This is a genomic window from Nostoc sp. UIC 10607 (assembly GCF_047228265.1).
Lineage (GTDB): Bacteria > Cyanobacteriota > Cyanobacteriia > Cyanobacteriales > Nostocaceae > Nostoc > Nostoc foliaceum_A.
In genome coordinates, this window is the sequence record NZ_JBIQNW010000059.1 from 18,647 (window position 1) to 34,450 (window position 15,804).

22 protein-coding genes and 1 pseudogene are annotated in these 15,804 nt (G+C 41.1%); 13 read left to right on the forward strand and 10 right to left on the reverse strand.

What is annotated here, in order from left to right; translation table 11 throughout:
- Positions 1-139: 139 nt before the first annotated feature.
- The 4 genes from rpsU to ACEYW6_RS29465 form a co-directional block, all read right to left on the reverse strand.
- The gene (rpsU, locus tag ACEYW6_RS29450) at positions 140-328 is read right to left on the reverse strand and encodes a 30S ribosomal protein S21 (RefSeq protein ID WP_185582816.1); all 189 of its coding nucleotides are present in this window, start codon (positions 326-328) and stop codon (positions 140-142) included.
- 131 nt (positions 329-459) lie between these two features.
- Positions 460-768, reverse strand: a complete 309-nt coding sequence (locus ACEYW6_RS29455) for an RNA recognition motif domain-containing protein (protein WP_185582817.1) — start codon at positions 766-768, stop codon at positions 460-462.
- Positions 769-1,194: 426 nt separating this feature from the next.
- Positions 1,195-1,569 (reverse strand): hypothetical protein, encoded by a 375-nt coding sequence (locus ACEYW6_RS29460; protein ID WP_193947647.1) that lies wholly within the window; start codon positions 1,567-1,569, stop codon positions 1,195-1,197.
- 160 nt (positions 1,570-1,729) lie between these two features.
- Entirely contained in the window at positions 1,730-2,107 is a 378-nt protein-coding gene (locus tag ACEYW6_RS29465; protein ID WP_340097162.1) for a hypothetical protein, read from the reverse strand.
- 332 nt (positions 2,108-2,439) lie between these two features.
- On the opposite strand from ACEYW6_RS29465, the gene ACEYW6_RS29470 reads away from it, so the two are divergent.
- Both ACEYW6_RS29470 and ACEYW6_RS29475 read left to right on the forward strand, forming a co-directional pair.
- Entirely contained in the window at positions 2,440-3,045 is a 606-nt protein-coding gene (locus ACEYW6_RS29470; RefSeq protein WP_412982548.1) for a GIY-YIG nuclease family protein, read from the forward strand.
- A gap of 349 nt (positions 3,046-3,394) precedes the next feature.
- The gene (locus tag ACEYW6_RS29475) at positions 3,395-3,763 is read left to right on the forward strand and encodes a DUF2834 domain-containing protein (protein ID WP_412982549.1); all 369 of its coding nucleotides are present in this window, start codon (positions 3,395-3,397) and stop codon (positions 3,761-3,763) included.
- 35 nt (positions 3,764-3,798) lie between these two features.
- Here the strand turns inward: ACEYW6_RS29475 and ACEYW6_RS29480 are convergent.
- A pseudogene (locus tag ACEYW6_RS29480) lies at positions 3,799-4,209 on the reverse strand (ATP-dependent RecD-like DNA helicase); the annotation flags it as partial.
- A gap of 134 nt (positions 4,210-4,343) precedes the next feature.
- Between ACEYW6_RS29480 and ACEYW6_RS29485 the strand changes: the two are divergent.
- From ACEYW6_RS29485 to ACEYW6_RS29500, 4 genes are all read left to right on the forward strand, one after another.
- Positions 4,344-5,108 (forward strand): ParA family protein, encoded by a 765-nt coding sequence (locus ACEYW6_RS29485; RefSeq protein ID WP_412982550.1) that lies wholly within the window; start codon positions 4,344-4,346, stop codon positions 5,106-5,108.
- Positions 5,101-5,499, forward strand: coding sequence for a hypothetical protein (locus ACEYW6_RS29490; protein WP_412982551.1), 399 nt, complete (start codon positions 5,101-5,103; stop codon positions 5,497-5,499). Before ACEYW6_RS29485 ends, ACEYW6_RS29490 begins: the two co-directional genes overlap by 8 nt.
- An 80-nt stretch (positions 5,500-5,579) precedes the next feature.
- Positions 5,580-6,074: a DUF4365 domain-containing protein gene (locus tag ACEYW6_RS29495; RefSeq protein WP_412982552.1), complete on the forward strand. Its 495-nt coding sequence runs from the start codon at positions 5,580-5,582 to the stop codon at positions 6,072-6,074.
- A complete protein-coding gene (locus ACEYW6_RS29500) occupies positions 6,071-6,613 on the forward strand; it encodes a hypothetical protein (protein WP_412982553.1) in 543 nt (180 codons plus the stop codon). The genes ACEYW6_RS29495 and ACEYW6_RS29500 overlap by 4 nt, the downstream gene beginning before the upstream one ends.
- A gap of 31 nt (positions 6,614-6,644) precedes the next feature.
- Here the strand turns inward: ACEYW6_RS29500 and ACEYW6_RS29505 are convergent, their stop codons facing one another.
- On the reverse strand, positions 6,645-7,637 hold the full coding sequence (locus ACEYW6_RS29505; protein WP_412982554.1) for a tyrosine-type recombinase/integrase: 993 nt from the start codon (positions 7,635-7,637) through the stop codon (positions 6,645-6,647).
- A gap of 398 nt (positions 7,638-8,035) precedes the next feature.
- Between ACEYW6_RS29505 and ACEYW6_RS29510 the strand changes: the two genes are divergently transcribed.
- The 6 genes from ACEYW6_RS29510 (at position 8,036) to ACEYW6_RS29535 (ending at position 11,144) form a co-directional block, all read left to right on the forward strand.
- Positions 8,036-8,230 (forward strand): hypothetical protein, encoded by a 195-nt coding sequence (locus ACEYW6_RS29510; RefSeq protein WP_412982555.1) that lies wholly within the window; start codon positions 8,036-8,038, stop codon positions 8,228-8,230.
- 143 nt (positions 8,231-8,373) lie between these two features.
- On the forward strand, positions 8,374-8,652 hold the full coding sequence (locus ACEYW6_RS29515) for a hypothetical protein (protein WP_412982556.1): 279 nt from the start codon (positions 8,374-8,376) through the stop codon (positions 8,650-8,652).
- Positions 8,653-9,055: 403 nt separating this feature from the next.
- Complete coding sequence (locus tag ACEYW6_RS29520) at positions 9,056-9,352, forward strand: hypothetical protein (protein WP_412982557.1); 297 nt, start codon at positions 9,056-9,058, stop codon at positions 9,350-9,352.
- A 2-nt stretch (positions 9,353-9,354) separates the two neighbouring features.
- Entirely contained in the window at positions 9,355-9,768 is a 414-nt protein-coding gene (locus tag ACEYW6_RS29525; protein ID WP_412982558.1) for a hypothetical protein, read from the forward strand.
- 378 nt (positions 9,769-10,146) lie between these two features.
- A complete protein-coding gene (locus ACEYW6_RS29530; RefSeq protein ID WP_412982559.1) occupies positions 10,147-10,461 on the forward strand; it encodes a hypothetical protein in 315 nt (104 codons plus the stop codon).
- A 383-nt stretch (positions 10,462-10,844) separates the two neighbouring features.
- Positions 10,845-11,144, forward strand: coding sequence for an HNH endonuclease (locus tag ACEYW6_RS29535; RefSeq protein ID WP_190938553.1), 300 nt, complete (start codon positions 10,845-10,847; stop codon positions 11,142-11,144).
- Between the two features lie 107 nt (positions 11,145-11,251).
- Here ACEYW6_RS29535 and ACEYW6_RS29540 read toward each other — a convergent pair whose 3' ends face one another.
- Positions 11,252-11,506 (reverse strand): hypothetical protein, encoded by a 255-nt coding sequence (locus ACEYW6_RS29540; protein WP_412982560.1) that lies wholly within the window; start codon positions 11,504-11,506, stop codon positions 11,252-11,254.
- 146 nt (positions 11,507-11,652) lie between these two features.
- Here ACEYW6_RS29540 and ACEYW6_RS29545 point away from each other — a divergent pair, with 146 nt between their 5' ends.
- On the forward strand, positions 11,653-12,333 hold the full coding sequence (locus ACEYW6_RS29545) for a hypothetical protein (protein ID WP_412982561.1): 681 nt from the start codon (positions 11,653-11,655) through the stop codon (positions 12,331-12,333).
- Between the two features lie 13 nt (positions 12,334-12,346).
- Here ACEYW6_RS29545 and ACEYW6_RS29550 read toward each other — a convergent pair whose 3' ends face one another.
- From ACEYW6_RS29550 to ACEYW6_RS29560, 3 genes are all read right to left on the reverse strand, one after another.
- Positions 12,347-12,748 carry a hypothetical protein gene (locus tag ACEYW6_RS29550; RefSeq protein ID WP_412982562.1) on the reverse strand — a complete coding sequence of 134 codons (402 nt, stop codon included), beginning with the start codon at positions 12,746-12,748 and terminating at the stop codon, positions 12,347-12,349.
- A 295-nt stretch (positions 12,749-13,043) separates the two neighbouring features.
- Positions 13,044-14,867, reverse strand: coding sequence for a hypothetical protein (locus ACEYW6_RS29555; RefSeq protein ID WP_412982563.1), 1,824 nt, complete (start codon positions 14,865-14,867; stop codon positions 13,044-13,046).
- Entirely contained in the window at positions 14,864-15,442 is a 579-nt protein-coding gene (locus ACEYW6_RS29560; RefSeq protein ID WP_412982564.1) for a hypothetical protein, read from the reverse strand. The genes ACEYW6_RS29555 and ACEYW6_RS29560 overlap by 4 nt, the downstream gene beginning before the upstream one ends.
- Between the last annotated feature and the right edge of the window lie 362 nt (positions 15,443-15,804).

Genomic DNA, 15,804 nt, shown 5'->3' on the forward strand with positions numbered 1-15,804 from the left:
GCTCCTATAATTATTGGTATATAAAGCTTTGAACCCAGTAAAAACTACCATTGCTTAATTTTTGCTTATTGCTGCTAAATTCCATAAAGAAAACCCTCATAGTGTTTATGAGGGCATTCATTTATATCTATGTCAGTTCTCAAGTGCGGAAATGTCTTTTACCCTGCCTGTGCTTGGCAATTTCTTTACGCTTGCGTTTTTCAATAGGCGTTTCAAAGTGACGATGCTTCCTCATATCTGGAAAAATCCCAGCCTTGGAAACTTCTCGCTTAAATCGACGTAAGGCTGACTCAATGTGTTCATTGTCACCCACTATTATTTGGGTCATTATCTCTCCTGCTAAATTGACTTACTTAATGGCTGATAGTGGTAAGCCGCCCAGTTAACTAAAGTGCAAAAAAGGCAGACTCTTTGTCTGACCTGAAAGTTCGCTCTCTCTTTCTTTCAGCTTTCTTCCGCTTAGTAGCGGTTACGTCCACCGCCCCCACCGTACCCTCCCCGGTTCCCACCAGACGAACCTCTGTCTTCTCTGGGTTTAGCCTTATTCACTTTCAGGTCACGACCCATCCACTCAGCACCATCAAGACCCTCAATGGCAGCTGCTTCTTCTGCATCTGTTCCCATTTCTACAAATCCGAAACCGCGTAGTTGTCCTGTTTCGCGGTCAGTAGGTAGTTGAACACGCTTTACAGTCCCATATTCAGCAAAAACACCCTTAATATCATCTTCCTTAACTTCGTAAGAGAGGTTGCCTACATAAATTGACATTGATTATCTCCAAAAATATTCGTGTGTAGAGATTTAAATTTTGGAGAAAAGTCTGTAGATACCAAAAGGGGAAAGCCTGTCAATACTAACAACAAAAATACTCACCAAATTAACTCTCGTTTTCTAGGATGACATAGAAGCCAATTCTCTGCATCCAGTAAAAGGTTAATTAACCAGTGATGTAAGACTAGGTGCGATGCCTGCGGTGTTCTCGTTGCCATCGCTAAAAACCCTGACTACAACTCTAACCCTGTTTTGTCACTCTCGGAAAACAATAATCTCAGCCTGATTCTGAAAGTTTTATTTCATCAAGGTTTGAGGCTTTATTTTCTAACAGAAACTAAAATTTATAGACAAAACGTGGAAATTAAAGCCCTGTAACCGTTTGGGCGATTGGATTCTCCCACTCTGACAAAAGAGGGCTAATCAACTCATAGACACTTTACTACTGCACACTGGACAGACACCACGTTTCAGGTTGGATCGTACTGCTATTCCACATAACTGACATTCACCAAACTGGCAAAACCCCCAATCTGTTCCAAGTACGTCTTCTCCGTACTCTTCTCTGTCAACATAAGCGACTGCCTCGATTTTCCAAGTACCCCAACGTTCGGTTTCTTCATCGCTACCTTCTAGGAGACTGGAGGCAGTACCTAGAAAAAAGCAGTTTTTGTTGTATTCATCTTCTTCAGGGTTTGGCTTGCGGTTTTGAAAAACAGCGAACAAAATCTCTCGGAGTTCAGGATTAGAACACCCTGAAAGATACCCTATTATCTTCTCCCTCTCGTTTTCTGGCATCAACCAAGCTCGTAGTCATTTTTTCAGCAATTCCGTGCCAGATCAGCCCTTAACACTGATGGGTAAGCTTTCGGCTCTGTCCCTACTAAGGACTGTGCGGCATAACTATTTATTATACGGAAAGTTTCCGTATAACATCTGGTTTCAGTAGAGGAAACAGTTAATCCCACCAAGCATATAACTGTTGAGAATTAATCTCTAATTCATCACAACCCCACACAAATTTTACAAATTCACCTGCAAAGTCTAAGTCTTTCACCCCTTTAACTGTAATTGCATCAATCACCAAATCTGGGTTTTCTGTATCATTGATGACTACACCATCAAAAATTGCTGTCGCTTCTATACTTTTACAACGTTGCCCAAATTCAATAAATGAACCAACTGATGGAGCAGCATTAAAACTCGCATTTAGTGTAGTGTAGCCTGATTGAATAACTTGCTCCAATGATTCTAAAGATAGTCCCTGAAATTTGATTGCGTTGGGAGTATATTCTGTAATTGAGTTCCCTAAAATTTCTTCAAGACGTTGAACCATATATTTATATCCATATTAAATAAATTTTCAGTATAAGCATATTCCTTAGTTTAGTAAATGCAGATGGTAACGAACTAGAGGAATACAACGTAAGTTTACCAAGTTAGCTAAGACCAGAGATGTTTACAAAGACTTCAATGGTAAACCTATTATTTTTAAGGATTAATTATGGGTAAATATTTCATTAATCTAAGTGATTTACTTAATCAATCATAATTAATTTTAAAGCAAATCAAACAGCATCCCGACTACAAAAAGGTAAAATATTCACCAGATTTTACAGTTGCAGACGCGATTGCAGCTTTAGAATAACTACGAACAGAGATACAATAATGAAACCAGGGTACATTTATTTAATTCATAGTGTAGGCACATATAGATACAAAATAGGGCTAACTGTAGCACCACGGACACCAGAGGAAAGATTAAAAGAACTGAATAGCCGTCAAAGTCCCTACCCATTGAAACTCATTCATTATGTCTTTGTTGCTGACGTTTACAAAGTAGAGAAAGAAATTCATCAAGCTTGTAAGTCATTTAATGTTTATAGGGAGTGGTTTGAATTTACAAAGAACGCATATTTGCAACAAGTTATTCAGTTAATGGAGCGTAGTAATGTAGCGCAAAGACCAAATAATAATTCTCAGGGTTACGGTCAATATCAGAATAAAATAAATCTTTCTTTGCCTATAATTCCTAGAGATATTGAACGTGCAAGTCAAGAGAGAGGGGAAATCCCAAAATATTTAATATCCAGACGATATGAACCCCACAATCGTTTGAGACAAGGCATAGTCGGGGAGAAAAACAAGAAGAAGAAAATTAAGAAAAGGAAACCTACTGTTTTAGGTAAAGTTTTCAATAATAATTTTTTATTTTTAGTAGCAATAGCCATTTGTATTATTTTATTTTTATATGTTGTGAGTAGATTGATTTAAAAGTGCGTGAATGGGATGATACAGCAAGGGTTTGAAGCCCTTAAATTTCAGAAACTTCAATTGATACAGTTTTATTGGTGCAGAGTAGTACTAATACTCTGCACCATCAAAAAAATTAACGCCCAAAATCTAGACAGACAAAGACTTTCAGCCTTAGCGTCCAATTTTTCCGTTTTGGCACGGTGATGCCTAAAATAGGCTACTGCCTCTACGCACAACTTTCACGTCGCGCATCTCGGCTCAATACCAATTAGACAGCTAGGGGATAAATTCTGTTTCAAAGCAGCCCGTCAAGTTACTGTTCAATAGAATTGATCTGAACGTACAGAAAAATCAGAATCTACTGACCATGAACATCAAAGATAAACTCATTTGTGCCTCCTATATCCTCATTGCGTTGGCGGCATTACCAGCGACTTGGCTCAACAATCTTGCATTCATGACCCAGCCTAGTAATGCTTATTTCGCGGACTTTTTTCGTGCAGCCTACGTCAATGCTGCTGCTGCGTCTCTCACCAACGACTTGATTTTGGTTAGCTTGGCAACGTGTATATTTATGGCGATTGAGGGAAAACGTGTCGGTATTCGATATTTATGGTTGTATATTATTATGTCAGCCATTATTGCTGTTAGTGTTATGTTCCCACTATTTCTGCTCGCTAGACACATCAAGATCGCCAAAGAAATTTCTCTCCAGAGCGTTCCTAAAGCTGCTTAAAGAGTAGTTATTGATTAACCCTCTTTTATCACTTCTGCCAGAGAATAATCTATAATCCTTACATAATAAGACTTTTGCGATTCTTGTTCCTGTACAATTACTTCCTGTTCCTCAGTATCTATTGTGGTAATAAATCCCACATCGCCATTAAAAACTTCCCGTTGGTAGTCGTTGGTGAGTTGGATAATGCGATCGCCTGTTCTAAAAATAGTTCCACCCCTGGTTACTTCAATTTTTTCAGGGCTAGGGGGATTAATCAATTGTTGCAATACATGATTGAGATTGCGTGTACCGACTAATCCCCGTGACATGGGGGAAAGCACTTGGACATCAGTAGCAGGGTTAAAACCAAGCCCTGGAATCAAATCTGTAATCAACTCGCTAATTGCTTGTACCCTATGTTCTGGCTCAAACCCGCCACCATGCCACAGACAATCAGATTGGGGTGTTACACGATTCGAGATATCTAGACTTATAGGTATCTTTATGCCTAGATATCTTTTGGTATTGATATCTAAATATCTAGACATTTAGAGTTAATATCTGTATGCTCGGCTATATCGAATTGGGGGTTTAACCCATGCGAACCTGCTCATGCATCTCACTCTCCGGTGGACAGGGAAAAACAACCACTATCTTCTTTACCTCACTGCTACTAGCACGACTTGGCTTACGAGTGTTGACTATCGACGCAGATCCACAAGCAAATCTGACTTTTTATTTAAATCACGAGGTAGACCCAAACCAGCCCAGCTTATTTGAAGTGCTAACAGGGCAAGTGACAACAGAAGATGGTATTTACCCTACCACCCATGAAAATCTATTTCTGATCCCAGCAGATAGGGGACTGTTTAAGGTTTCAGATTTCCTCAGTAGCAGTGGTACGGGAGCATTTATCCTCAAACTACGCCTCAAATCTGTAGCCAATATCTTTGATTATGTCCTGATTGACGTACAACCATCGCGCTCCCAACTATGCCTAACAGCAGTGGGAACGTCTGATTATGTCATCATCCCCGTCGAAGCCAACGTTAAAGGAACCAACAGCTTAATTGATACCCTGAGCTTCTTAACAGAACAAGCCAACTTAATGGCATTTACAGGGAGAGTATTAGGGATAGTTCCTTTTCGAGATCGCTGGGTAGGAAATACCCAAACCTTAGAAGGTAGGCAAAATATTGAAGCGATGCGAGAGTTTGCTCAAGACATCCCAATTTTGCCTTCTATCCGCGAGTCGGAGAAGTTTAAGAGTGCAATCCGACAAGGCAAGCTGTTGTCAGACCTGGGGCAATCCGACCTGCAATATCCATTTGAGCAAATTATTGAGGCGTTAACTCATGAGTGATGCACTAGAGCGATTGAAGCAGCGGAATCGTCCGAATGTCAAAAGTCGAGATACCTCGCTCACTTCTGGAAGTCCAGATACCTCGATATCTAGAAGTCAAGAAAGTCAGATATCTGAAACTCCAGAAAATCAGGCTACTGCATCTTTTCAGCCGTTGCAAACAAAGCAGAGTACGCTGCGGTTGGAGCAGGGAGTAAGCTCACGCCTACAAGAGGTGTGTCGGGAGAACGGCATTTGTCGAGAGGTTCTGATTGAAGCCATGTTTGAGTTTTGTGAGGCAAATCCAGAATTTCTCAGTGCAGTGTTATCTGAAGCGATAACGAAGAATGAGTACAGGCAACAAGTGGCAAATATGCGACGGGCGAAGTCGATGATGCAAAAGTTCTCTTAGCGCATTCTTATGAATTGCCATCAAGCTTTGAGTAACAATCGATGCTGTTGGCATTAGCTTGACTTGTAATTTGTAATTTAATGGATATTAACCAACAAAAAGAACAATTTAGCATCACCTATATCAGAGCCATCGCTGCCGTTGCAGGTTATTCTTTATATAGACCAGAAGTCGATAACGACAGCGTAGATTTAGGCATAGTCAGCAGAGGTGGTACAGGTAAAATCCTTTCCCCTAGACTAGAACTACAACTAAAATGTACAGCTAGAGATATTCTTGAGGAAAACTATATTAAATATCCCCTCAATCTCAAAAATTATAATGATTTAAAAATCAATGCTCTTGTCCCTCGGATTTTAGTAGTCGTTTTAGTTCCAGAAAAGATAACAGACTGGTTAAAACAAACCGAAGATGAACTGTGTCTAAGACATTGTGGTTACTGGGTATCCTTGCGCGAAATGCCAGACACCGAAAATCTAACCAATGTTACTATTGAAATACCCCGTAGTAATCAGTTGACACCCCTATCACTCCAAGCCATCATTCAACGCATTAGTTTTGGAGATTTGCCATGAAAGTTACTATCAAAGATAGTGAAATACTCAAAACTGTTAACCCTGATGTAATACAGGCACATTTGCAAGCAACAGGCTGGCATGAAACAGGGCGTATATATAATGATGCCGGGGCAATTTGGCGACTCAAAAAATCTGCCGCTGATGAATATGAAATCTTGCTACCTCTTCAACATAGTTTAGGAGATTATGCTGAAAGAATCAGCGATATATTAAAAACATTAGAAGTGGTAGAAAATCGTGACAAAGTTGAAATATTAAGTGAATTTATTACCAACTATCCCAACTTCACCATGCAAGGTGTAGTCATGCAAATTGCCACTCCTCAAATTGATAAACTGAGTGGAGAAATTACTTTACTAGGTGAAGTTTTTGAGAAATTACGAGAAATCAAAACAGAACTAGCAGACCATGATTATATCTTAGCCATTAAAGCCTATCAGGAACGTTTACCAATTCGCTGCACAGGTGATTTAGTAAAAGTTGATAATCATTTTCTACTCGAAAATCCCCATAATTTGCTTCTTAATAATATCTAAATCCGGCGGCTCAAGATTTTTAGGTTGTTTTCTAGATGAGTTTTGATATTGAGTCGCTCATCTGCTTTTGTAAACGCTGGCGGTTATCGTCGTATTTCAAAACCGTTTGCACTTGGGCGTGTCTGCTGAAACGCTGGGTAGCGCGGTAGTTGCCATTATTCAGATCCAATACTGTAGTAATCGCACTGTGGCGGACACGATGCGGTGACATCTTCTTAGTAATTCCAGCTTGTTTGCAAAGCCCATCCACCAGTCGCCTGATTGCCTCCCCGGTTAATCTCGCTCCATTTTTGTGATAGGCCAGCACTGTGAAAAGCGGGTTATCACCACGTTTCTTCTTACTTGCTTTTATCCAACCTGCGATTGCGTCGGTGGTTTTGTCCGATAGGTCAATAACTTCCTTCTGGCTACCCTTGCCTTTACCCAGGATTCCAAGCGTTTTATCTTTGGCGTTAAAGTCACGCACATTTAGATTGACTATCTCCTGACGACGCAAGGCATTATCCCAGAGTAACCGCATAATGGCATAATCGCGCTTGCCCTTAAGGGTACTGCCGTCAACTAGCGCTATCACTAAAGCATAGTCCTCGGCTGGAATGCCCATTGTGTCACGGTAGGTTTCGACCTTTTCACCTTTGACATCATCCAGGGAGAAATTGCAGACTCCCAGCCGTCGCCCCATCTCAACCATTGACTTGATAGCACTGAGACGGCGATTCACCGTAGCTTCAGCCAGCTTTTTCTTAATGAGGTGTGCCTTGTACTTAAAAACCACAGCGACAGCATGACGTTGTTCCAGGTGTAGAAACTCTAGAACCAAATCCCGACTGGGTTCTTTTTTGGCAATGAACAAGAAGAAATCTTTCAGGTCTTTTTGGTATTCGCGCTTGGTATTCAGAGATCGCTTATCCCCAATCAGCTGCTGAATCACATCGGGGTCATTTTCTAAGGAAAAGTCCTCGCCGATCGCCAAGGAGAGCGAGTTTTCCAGAACACTAAGGTTTTCAGGGTGGATCGATGTCATTGGTTAGTCAGCAGCACAGGGGCAGCGTCAGTTTAATGCTATTTCAACATCTTAGTTGTAAAGGGCGTGTTTATTACTCTAAGTGGTGCGAAAAGTTATATTGTCGCACTATCTTGCAACAAGGGGGGGAGTGGGGAATGGGCGAGTTCTTGTCAGTTTGTTGACAGTTGTTGAGGGCGATGAAGCGAAATTAAATTAGATGAAAGTGTAAGGGCTGACGATTTGACTAAGTAATAATGCTGTATGAATCTGGAGATTGCGGTTTTGGCCTAAGCTCACTCAGGAGAGTCCCGTCCAGGTAGTAAAGCGATCTCGCCACCGTAGATAGGCGGTTACGCCATCGCTCTTTGTGGGGCATTGATATCACGATTGATATCAATCCTTCCCTATGCAGTCAAATGTCACCGCACAGGGTAAGGCTAAAGGCAATTACGGCGGCGCTTGATGTCACTGATGGGAATATCAGAAAGGTGCAGAAATTGAGCCTGAATGCTGACCCCAGAACACTGATGATTTATGACGATAACAGGAATAAAGACTTGTGGGAAATGTCGGAATTGTTGACTGGAATGTTGAAGGATTCGGATAAATAAAAATTAATAAATTGATGAATTAGAGGAGATTATTATTATTGAATAACTGGTAATTAAATATGTTTGATAAGATATTTTTACGGAACTGATCAAGTCACCTAGAAAACCGTTTCTCAGTCCAAATAATTCTCAAGGGTAGGAGTATGAAATCAGATGCATTAGAGCTATGTCATCAAGAGTTTAAAAACAATTCCGTGAGGTTTTTATTAGCAATCGCAATTGAGCCTGGATATTTTCAAAGCTTTGAAGAGATAATGCAGGCTGTCTCGCTTGAAAGCGCTATCCCATACAAAGATTTAGCATCTTATGAAAAGGACTTTCTTCGTAGCTGGGATGAGGTTTATGAAAAGGCTTGTGCTGAGGCTGACCGACGAAAAAGCGGGGAAAGTCCTAACTTGAACTGGTTTGATAAGCTTGGCTGAAGCCAAAATATTTCTCGGAGTGCTTTAAATCCTTGGACAGGAAATCAATCATGATTATTGATACATGAATTTTAGTAGTTTTAAGTATCAAGTGACGAAAAGGGAATTATGCCACGCTATAAGATTACTTTTTTCCACCCTGACGATTATGAGCCAGATACTAGGATCATTCATACCAGCAACATAGAAAAAAGCTTTACTGAGCTTCAAAACGCTTTAGGGAGATTTTGACCAATTTAGTTTTTTGGTAACTGACACTCTTCGCCATTACTGGACAATAAATGCCCAATTGCGAATAACAGAAAATAATACTCCCGCAGTCTTTCATAGTGCGAAAATTCATGTCAGTGTTGAACTTGCAGGCTTTTAGTATTTATGTCGTCAAATCAGAGGGGAGTTAAAAATGGCGGACTCCAAAATAAATGACCTAATAATCGCTTATAAAACAGAAATTTCCTACCCAGAAGGAGATGATATCCACTTAATAGAAGGGCGAGTTTGGGAATTAGATCAAAATCTCGAATTAACCACTGAAGATATTTTTGAGATTGTGTGTCAAGAATATCACCTAAATGCTGAGTTGATAGAAAAAGAACTAAATTGTAAATGTCCATTTGCATTAACTGGCTTTTTAATGGAGTTAGAATGGACAGAAGTTTCCTATTATTTGAAAATTGAAGAAATGGTTGAGGGAGAATAAATATGCTTGTCATGAATAATGACTTTATTGACCAGCTACGTGAAGAATTAGATATTTGGGATAATTCTCCAACGGAGTGTGATGGGCATAGCAAAGTTCTCTCTACTATTTTATTTAATAAGGGTATTGAACATATAATTTGTTGCGGTTCATTCCAATGGATTGGGCATGGTCAAGTGTCACCGCATTATTGGATTGAGTTGCCGAGTGGGAACCTAACAATTGATTATCGAGCCAGAATGTGGTGTCGTGTTATGGAAAATCCACAATTAGTTGATGTAGAAGTTCCGCACAGTATATTTAATCCTGCATATTGGAATCAGGTTCAATACACCAAGATGCAACAACAGATTCCAGAAGAATTCGGCGTACCTCTAGAAGACTGGTTGTTTAAAATCTTAACTGTATCTATTTAAGGGCTTTGGATGGTGATGCTTGATATTTAAACTAAATTGTTTAGTTTGCGCTTGGTGACAGCTTTGCCAGTTCTGACCCAGGTTACAAACCTGGACTACTTAGTTGCAATAGAGCCTGTTGAATCTGCTGGTCGGTTGCTAATTCCATTGGGCTGATATCTTCATTCAGAACAAAAATGGGCTTATATATAGTAGATTACTCTTATCAAAAAACTGGTAATTAAATCGCTACGCATTTTGAGAATCAAGAAATGTCTTCTAAATCCCAGTCACGTTATCCAGAAAATTGGTCAGATATCGCTCTTGATGTCAAACAATCTGTGGGCGGCAGCCTCTAGAATATAAAAAAACCAAAAGATTATTTCATCGTTGTCAATCATGCGTTATTACAAACTCGTAGGACATACACCTGTTGCTGTTAATTCATTGTCAGAATGGCAAGATTATTTACACTCAGCACAAGATTCAGCAAAACATCTAGTTGCCGAGACTACAGTTGGCGATGCCAAAATTTCAACTACTTTTTCTGGGTTTGATCTAACTTTTGGAGACCCCCCCTTACTTTTTGAAACAATGGTTTTGGGCGGCCCTCATCATGGAAGAATGCAGCGTTATTCTACTTGGTCAGAAGCACTAAACGGTCATGATGATACGGTTATACAAGTGATGACTACCTCGCCACCGAGTGAATAATGATGAACCGGAATGAGTTGAAAGTATTATTTAATATAAGTGGTTTAGCGGTTACGTAAAAAGAGGGCGGCAGTCAGTGGCTCTTAAGGCGATTGATGCGTTTATCAGGGAACTTCATTGATACATTACTTTTAGTAGAGACAAAAAATAAGGGAATTTTCTTGACCTTTGATATTCTTGATTAGTAAGAATGGACTTGCCTGGGGATGGAAAGATTTTAAGATTGTTTAAAAATTTCTAGTTGCATTTAATCCTGGCTCAAACCGATTCCTTTTCCCAAAACCACATAGTACACTCCTAACTATGTTGAACTCCATTTGTAGTAGATTAATCGTAATTGAAGAACTGGTAATTAAATCGCTACGCATTTTTAGAATCAGGAAATGCCAAGAAAATCACAACAACGTTATCCAGAAAACTGGTCAGATATCGCTCTGGAAGTCAAACAATCTGTGGGCTGGCGTTGCTCTAAGTGTGGCTTGCAGTGCATTCGCCCAGATGATGATACGTCCGAACTTACTCGTTCTCTTAGAATGGCGCTAACACTAACAGTACATCATAAAAATTTTATGCCAGAAGATAATCGTCGAGAAAACTTATATGCCTTATGCAGTGGTTGCCACCTCAGTTTTCATACGCGACGCAGGGGAAATGTATCGCCAGGACAACTGTCTTTATTTTGAGCCAGCTTCTTATTGAACTAAGGTACTGCAAAAGCGCCACCAGCAGAATGAACTACCTTTATCTCTGATTCCTGGGCGGGAGCAAGAACCAAGTAAATTGAATAGTTTTATTGAATTCCCATTTCTGCCATCTGGCATTGGAGTTCCCAGGTTAGCCCTTCAAAGTCGGGCATATTTTCCTCTCTATCACGGGAGTAAGCGCTTGGTTTTACGCCGATAACTTCGGTTTCTGTGCTAACTTCTGCTAAGTGGTTCATTCGGCTGCACATGGGCATTGCAACTGTATCCCCTACTTTTTTGTAGGTATATTCGCCGTTCGGAAAACAAAATAAATCGCCGCGATGTAAATCTGAGAATTTCATGGATTCTAAAAGTCTTACTCTTTTTATTTGGTTGAAAATCACTATTTTTGCACACGGACATTAAAAGGATAACTTGATATTGGACTGAAAATGCGTCGGCAGCAGATAAGGCGATGGATCTTTAAGAATGCTCTGGGATATGAGTGATGAGTAAACACCTTCATCTGTGGGAAAAACTTAACCAACGGCAGCAAGCCACCCTCACCGCCATTTACCGTGCTGACCAGTTTGTGGAGGCAGCACAAAAAGAAGGTTGGCGATTAGGTTCAATCAGAGAGAAAGCATCTGTATGGCGTAATCTGCAATATTATTTTGAACCAACAAGCTATGAAACTTTATTGCACAAGTTGTTATCCCAAGCGGGTGTAGTTGACCAGGGTTTAGGTTCCACTCTTCAAGTTTTGGAACGACACAAATTAATTGAATGTAATTATTATGACGGCGAACTAATTTCTATCAAGCTCACCACAACTGGACGTGCTGTAGCTCGTGCTGGATTGGGTGAATCAGCACCCAAAAAACCACCCAAAGGACAATTAAAACCAAGGCAGTGGGAGGCACTAGCTACAGCGTATGAAGCTGGTGAATTAGGAATAGACAGTGGCTTAAACTTTGGGGATTACGCCGGGTTTAGTTGGCAGTGGACTTGGTTGAGATTACGAGATTATCAAGGAAGTGGATTAGTAAAGGAAGTTGGCTACTGGAACAAAGACGGTAAGCACTCAACCAAGCTGGTTATTACTCAGGCTGGAATAGAGTTTTATCGACAGCAATGGTCACAATATCGCGCTCTTTACCCTGATATAAATGCGCCCAAACCTGACTGATGTTATTGACCTACTATCTGACCTCATTCAAGTAATATTTATCGATCTGTTCCCTCATAGAAGCTAAAGCCGATTGAATATCTGAGAATGCTTGCCTTTCTTTTGACACCATTTCTGATTGCACGGGTACATATAATTCAGCCAAGTAGCAGCCAAGGCGTAGTTCAAACCACACGTCAATAATGCAGCCTTTATACCAACCTTGCGAATAGTATTTATCGATCTGTTCCTTCATATAAGCTACAGCCGATTGAATATCTGAGAATGCTTGCCTTTGTTGCATCAACATTCTGTTGCGTACCGGGGCATATAATTCAGCCAAGTAGCAGCCGCGCCTATCATCACGCCAAACATCAATACTACAGCCAAAGTATTTCTCAGAGTGCTTTAAATCCTCGGACAGCAAATCAATCATGGTGAACACCGTTTTGCTTATGAATAGCGGTCTTGATACCTAAGAGCGTAAAGGTTTCTCGTTTCTTTGATTACAAGTTTTAGCATTATTTCTTCAATTATCTAATAAACTTAGGCTAATTGGAAAGCTGATTTCTTATTGATACTTCTGCCGTGGTTGTCCGCGATGCCGTAACCACGCCGTAGGCTACGACCTATACAGGGATGGATTGCCGTGATTGCTGCCGGATGCCGTAGACACCCCTTAAAGCCCGTAAAACAGACCTGATTCTCACCACGGCATTACGGCATTACCTTCACCAATCAGGCAGAGAGTAGCTATCATTGCCATCAGAATTTACCTGATCAGTCTTAACTAATTCAGCTAACCCATCAATTAATTCTTGATCTGAATAACCAGATAACCTGTCTGCTTTCTTCAAATCACGTAATGTTTTTGGCGTTTTATTCTTGACATTTTGGAAGTATTCATAAATCTTTTTTGCTACTTCAGATAATGGCTTGGGGTGATGAGGGTGAGTAGCAGTTAAATTAAATTCCAGGTCAAATACTCTATCTAGATATTCCTGCTCCGAAGCAATTGAATTGACTTGATTAGATAATTTAGGCATCAATGCCACGACAAAACCCCCAACGGAAGCAATCATCACTGGACGGAGGTTTTGATAAGAGACTGTTTTAACTTCCAGATATTTAGATTTAATTTGCTCCCGCTCAAGCTTACCTGGAATAATATCACCTCTATTTAAAATCAGTTCCAGCACCCCATAAGATTCTTGTTCCCTTCCGTTCTTGATATACCTGTTACCTAACAGCAATAAATTCAGACACAGACGAGTTTGGGCATCCATCTTTTCAATGCCCAATGCTGCCAGATTAAAAGACTGTAGAGAGGCAATAAACTTAGTATTAAACTCTCGACCAATCAGCAGAACATCAAGCAATTTACTCCCATAATTCCAATCAGAGTAAAGCTTGCTTAATGAGTCAGCAATTACTAGCCAATCATCCAGAATTAGAATCAATGGTGGTAAGGATTCGCGCTTTGATTCTGGTAGTTGCTTACGCTTTTTGTAGTTCGTGTAAAAGTTGTCAATTACCTCTTTGGCTAGGTCTGGGTTTTCCCCGTCAAAGACAATTACCCGCCCCTTCTCCCGTAAACCGCAGAAACTATCATTCTTAGCACTAATTACCCAGATGTCAGCACTCTTGTAATCCGCCAAGATTTTCTGAATTAAGTAATTGAGGGTAACTGATTTACCGCTCCCTGGTGCGGCGACTAAAGCAGTAGAGCTATCGGCTCTGGCTAAGGCTTGCAAAGTATTGAGGGCAAGAGCTTCTGATGGGTCAAGGCTACAATTCGTATTCTGTTGTAACGCCTGCTGTTGTTCCCCAGTTACTTTATCGTCACCCCTGGCGATATCCTGCATTGATTGCCCTGGTAATGCCCCGGCGGGTTGTCCAGTTGCCTGTTGCAGTTGCACCCGTGCTTCGGCTTCTGCCTTTAACCTGACTTGCTCTTGAAATATGGCTAATTCTTCCGGTGTCATCTTTGATAATTGTGCTGCTCTTAGCCGTCGATTCTCTGACCATTGGTGAAACTCGTAGTCTAGCTGTGCGGTGTAACTTTCCTTGTGGAGTCTCAAGCCGAACCGAAGCTTGCTGATTAACCAGTTGGCTTTTAGCTCATTCCTCAGTTCGGGTAACATCTGCATCAATCGCCATTCCCTAGCCTTAGACAATGCGAAAGCACCACCTGTGGCCACTACTGCGGCTAAACCCCAAAGCGGCTTATCTGGGTTACTTGGGGGAATAATTCTTAGACGGGTTGCCTTAGTTGGCAGAAAGCTATCACGTTGAAACTCCGGGTTAGCTGGGGCGTAAACAGGGGCATTAAACTCGTGAAGGGGCATAATGTACCGCAAGTCTTGTGTGCAGTACCGCAAACGGTTAACTGGATTTTTTAGCGTTTGGGGGATGAAGCAATACTCAACCAAACTAATTTGAGTGCCAGTAAATGACTTTGCCCCACAAATCAACCCGATGGCCGCCAGCACCCCCACAGTAATATTGTTGGCTGTTCCCGAACGCAAGTATTCTTCAAATTGTTTGCGTTTCATTGGTTTGTTCCCCTGACGATTGCTGCAATCACCAACAACACAAAAGCACCTACCCCAATCCACAGCCAAGGTATTTCACTCTTGGGAGTTGGCTTAACTTCGTAGGTTTTAACCTCCTGATAGAACCGTGTCTTACCTGTATTAGTTGCTTCTGACACTGCCCTATATTCATCAAAGGCAATCCACAACGAAGCCCCTACACTCACCGTCTGAGCAGTAGCTACCATGAAGTCTTTACCAATGTGGATTCTGCCGTCATAGTGAATTTTAGTAAGGGTATCAGCGAAAAATAGCCCTAGTACAATGCTGCTTAAAGTGCCAGAAGCGATCGCGGAAATTCCCAAACTCGTTAGTAGGCTGACTCCAGCATTGGCAGTAAACACACCCAGGAATGTAGCCAGTGCTTTGTTTAGCAGTTGTTTGTTACTGAAAACATCTCTAATTGACTGTTCTAGCCGTTCACCGTCTTCGCTCTCTGGGGTCGGTTTTTCTTCAGTAGTTTCACCCCACATTAACGGTGTGGACTGTTCACTAGTATTTTGGAACTGCGATAATAGGGAATCAATTTCATTCATGTTTACCTCGCGTGGGTGAAACAGAAAAAGCCAGAGTTTTTGCTAACAACTGGCTTTCGACTTACTTATGGTTTAAATGCCCATAAAATTCCTGAACCACTGCCCTACTCGGCTAATCCCAGCAGTGCGCGAGTAATTGGGCTTTGGTATGCGGTCGGTTTTCGCTTCACTACCGTTTGTCCAAAGTGCGCTAGTTACCGCGGTTTCATAAGCTCGATCTGCTGCGTCTTGTGTTTCAGGCAGCTTGTTAGAAGCCTTGATTAAATCAACTTCATACTTAGCCAACTTAGTGGTGCAGAAAACTCTCCGGAGTCTCAAGTTGAGAACACAGTGACACGGGAGAACTCAATTTGTTGCTCTAT

What these genes read in the sequence shown, in the direction of transcription:
- rpsU (WP_185582816.1), bottom strand. Translation starts at nt 328, where the DNA reads ATGACCCAAATAATAGTGGGTGACAATGAACACATTGAGTCAGCCTTA.
- ACEYW6_RS29455 (WP_185582817.1), bottom strand. Translation starts at nt 768, where the DNA reads ATGTCAATTTATGTAGGCAACCTCTCTTACGAAGTTAAGGAAGATGAT.
- ACEYW6_RS29460 (WP_193947647.1), bottom strand. Translation starts at nt 1,569, where the DNA reads ATGCCAGAAAACGAGAGGGAGAAGATAATAGGGTATCTTTCAGGGTGT.
- ACEYW6_RS29465 (WP_340097162.1), bottom strand. Translation starts at nt 2,107, where the DNA reads ATGGTTCAACGTCTTGAAGAAATTTTAGGGAACTCAATTACAGAATAT.
- ACEYW6_RS29470 (WP_412982548.1), top strand. Translation starts at nt 2,440, where the DNA reads ATGAAACCAGGGTACATTTATTTAATTCATAGTGTAGGCACATATAGA.
- ACEYW6_RS29475 (WP_412982549.1), top strand. Translation starts at nt 3,395, where the DNA reads ATGAACATCAAAGATAAACTCATTTGTGCCTCCTATATCCTCATTGCG.
- ACEYW6_RS29485 (WP_412982550.1), top strand. Translation starts at nt 4,344, where the DNA reads ATGCGAACCTGCTCATGCATCTCACTCTCCGGTGGACAGGGAAAAACA.
- ACEYW6_RS29490 (WP_412982551.1), top strand. Translation starts at nt 5,101, where the DNA reads ATGAGTGATGCACTAGAGCGATTGAAGCAGCGGAATCGTCCGAATGTC.
- ACEYW6_RS29495 (WP_412982552.1), top strand. Translation starts at nt 5,580, where the DNA reads ATGGATATTAACCAACAAAAAGAACAATTTAGCATCACCTATATCAGA.
- ACEYW6_RS29500 (WP_412982553.1), top strand. Translation starts at nt 6,071, where the DNA reads ATGAAAGTTACTATCAAAGATAGTGAAATACTCAAAACTGTTAACCCT.
- ACEYW6_RS29505 (WP_412982554.1), bottom strand. Translation starts at nt 7,637, where the DNA reads ATGACATCGATCCACCCTGAAAACCTTAGTGTTCTGGAAAACTCGCTC.
- ACEYW6_RS29510 (WP_412982555.1), top strand. Translation starts at nt 8,036, where the DNA reads ATGTCACCGCACAGGGTAAGGCTAAAGGCAATTACGGCGGCGCTTGAT.
- ACEYW6_RS29515 (WP_412982556.1), top strand. Translation starts at nt 8,374, where the DNA reads ATGAAATCAGATGCATTAGAGCTATGTCATCAAGAGTTTAAAAACAAT.
- ACEYW6_RS29520 (WP_412982557.1), top strand. Translation starts at nt 9,056, where the DNA reads ATGGCGGACTCCAAAATAAATGACCTAATAATCGCTTATAAAACAGAA.
- ACEYW6_RS29525 (WP_412982558.1), top strand. Translation starts at nt 9,355, where the DNA reads ATGCTTGTCATGAATAATGACTTTATTGACCAGCTACGTGAAGAATTA.
- ACEYW6_RS29530 (WP_412982559.1), top strand. Translation starts at nt 10,147, where the DNA reads ATGCGTTATTACAAACTCGTAGGACATACACCTGTTGCTGTTAATTCA.
- ACEYW6_RS29535 (WP_190938553.1), top strand. Translation starts at nt 10,845, where the DNA reads ATGCCAAGAAAATCACAACAACGTTATCCAGAAAACTGGTCAGATATC.
- ACEYW6_RS29540 (WP_412982560.1), bottom strand. Translation starts at nt 11,506, where the DNA reads ATGAAATTCTCAGATTTACATCGCGGCGATTTATTTTGTTTTCCGAAC.
- ACEYW6_RS29545 (WP_412982561.1), top strand. Translation starts at nt 11,653, where the DNA reads ATGAGTAAACACCTTCATCTGTGGGAAAAACTTAACCAACGGCAGCAA.
- ACEYW6_RS29550 (WP_412982562.1), bottom strand. Translation starts at nt 12,748, where the DNA reads ATGATTGATTTGCTGTCCGAGGATTTAAAGCACTCTGAGAAATACTTT.
- ACEYW6_RS29555 (WP_412982563.1), bottom strand. Translation starts at nt 14,867, where the DNA reads ATGAAACGCAAACAATTTGAAGAATACTTGCGTTCGGGAACAGCCAAC.
- ACEYW6_RS29560 (WP_412982564.1), bottom strand. Translation starts at nt 15,442, where the DNA reads ATGAATGAAATTGATTCCCTATTATCGCAGTTCCAAAATACTAGTGAA.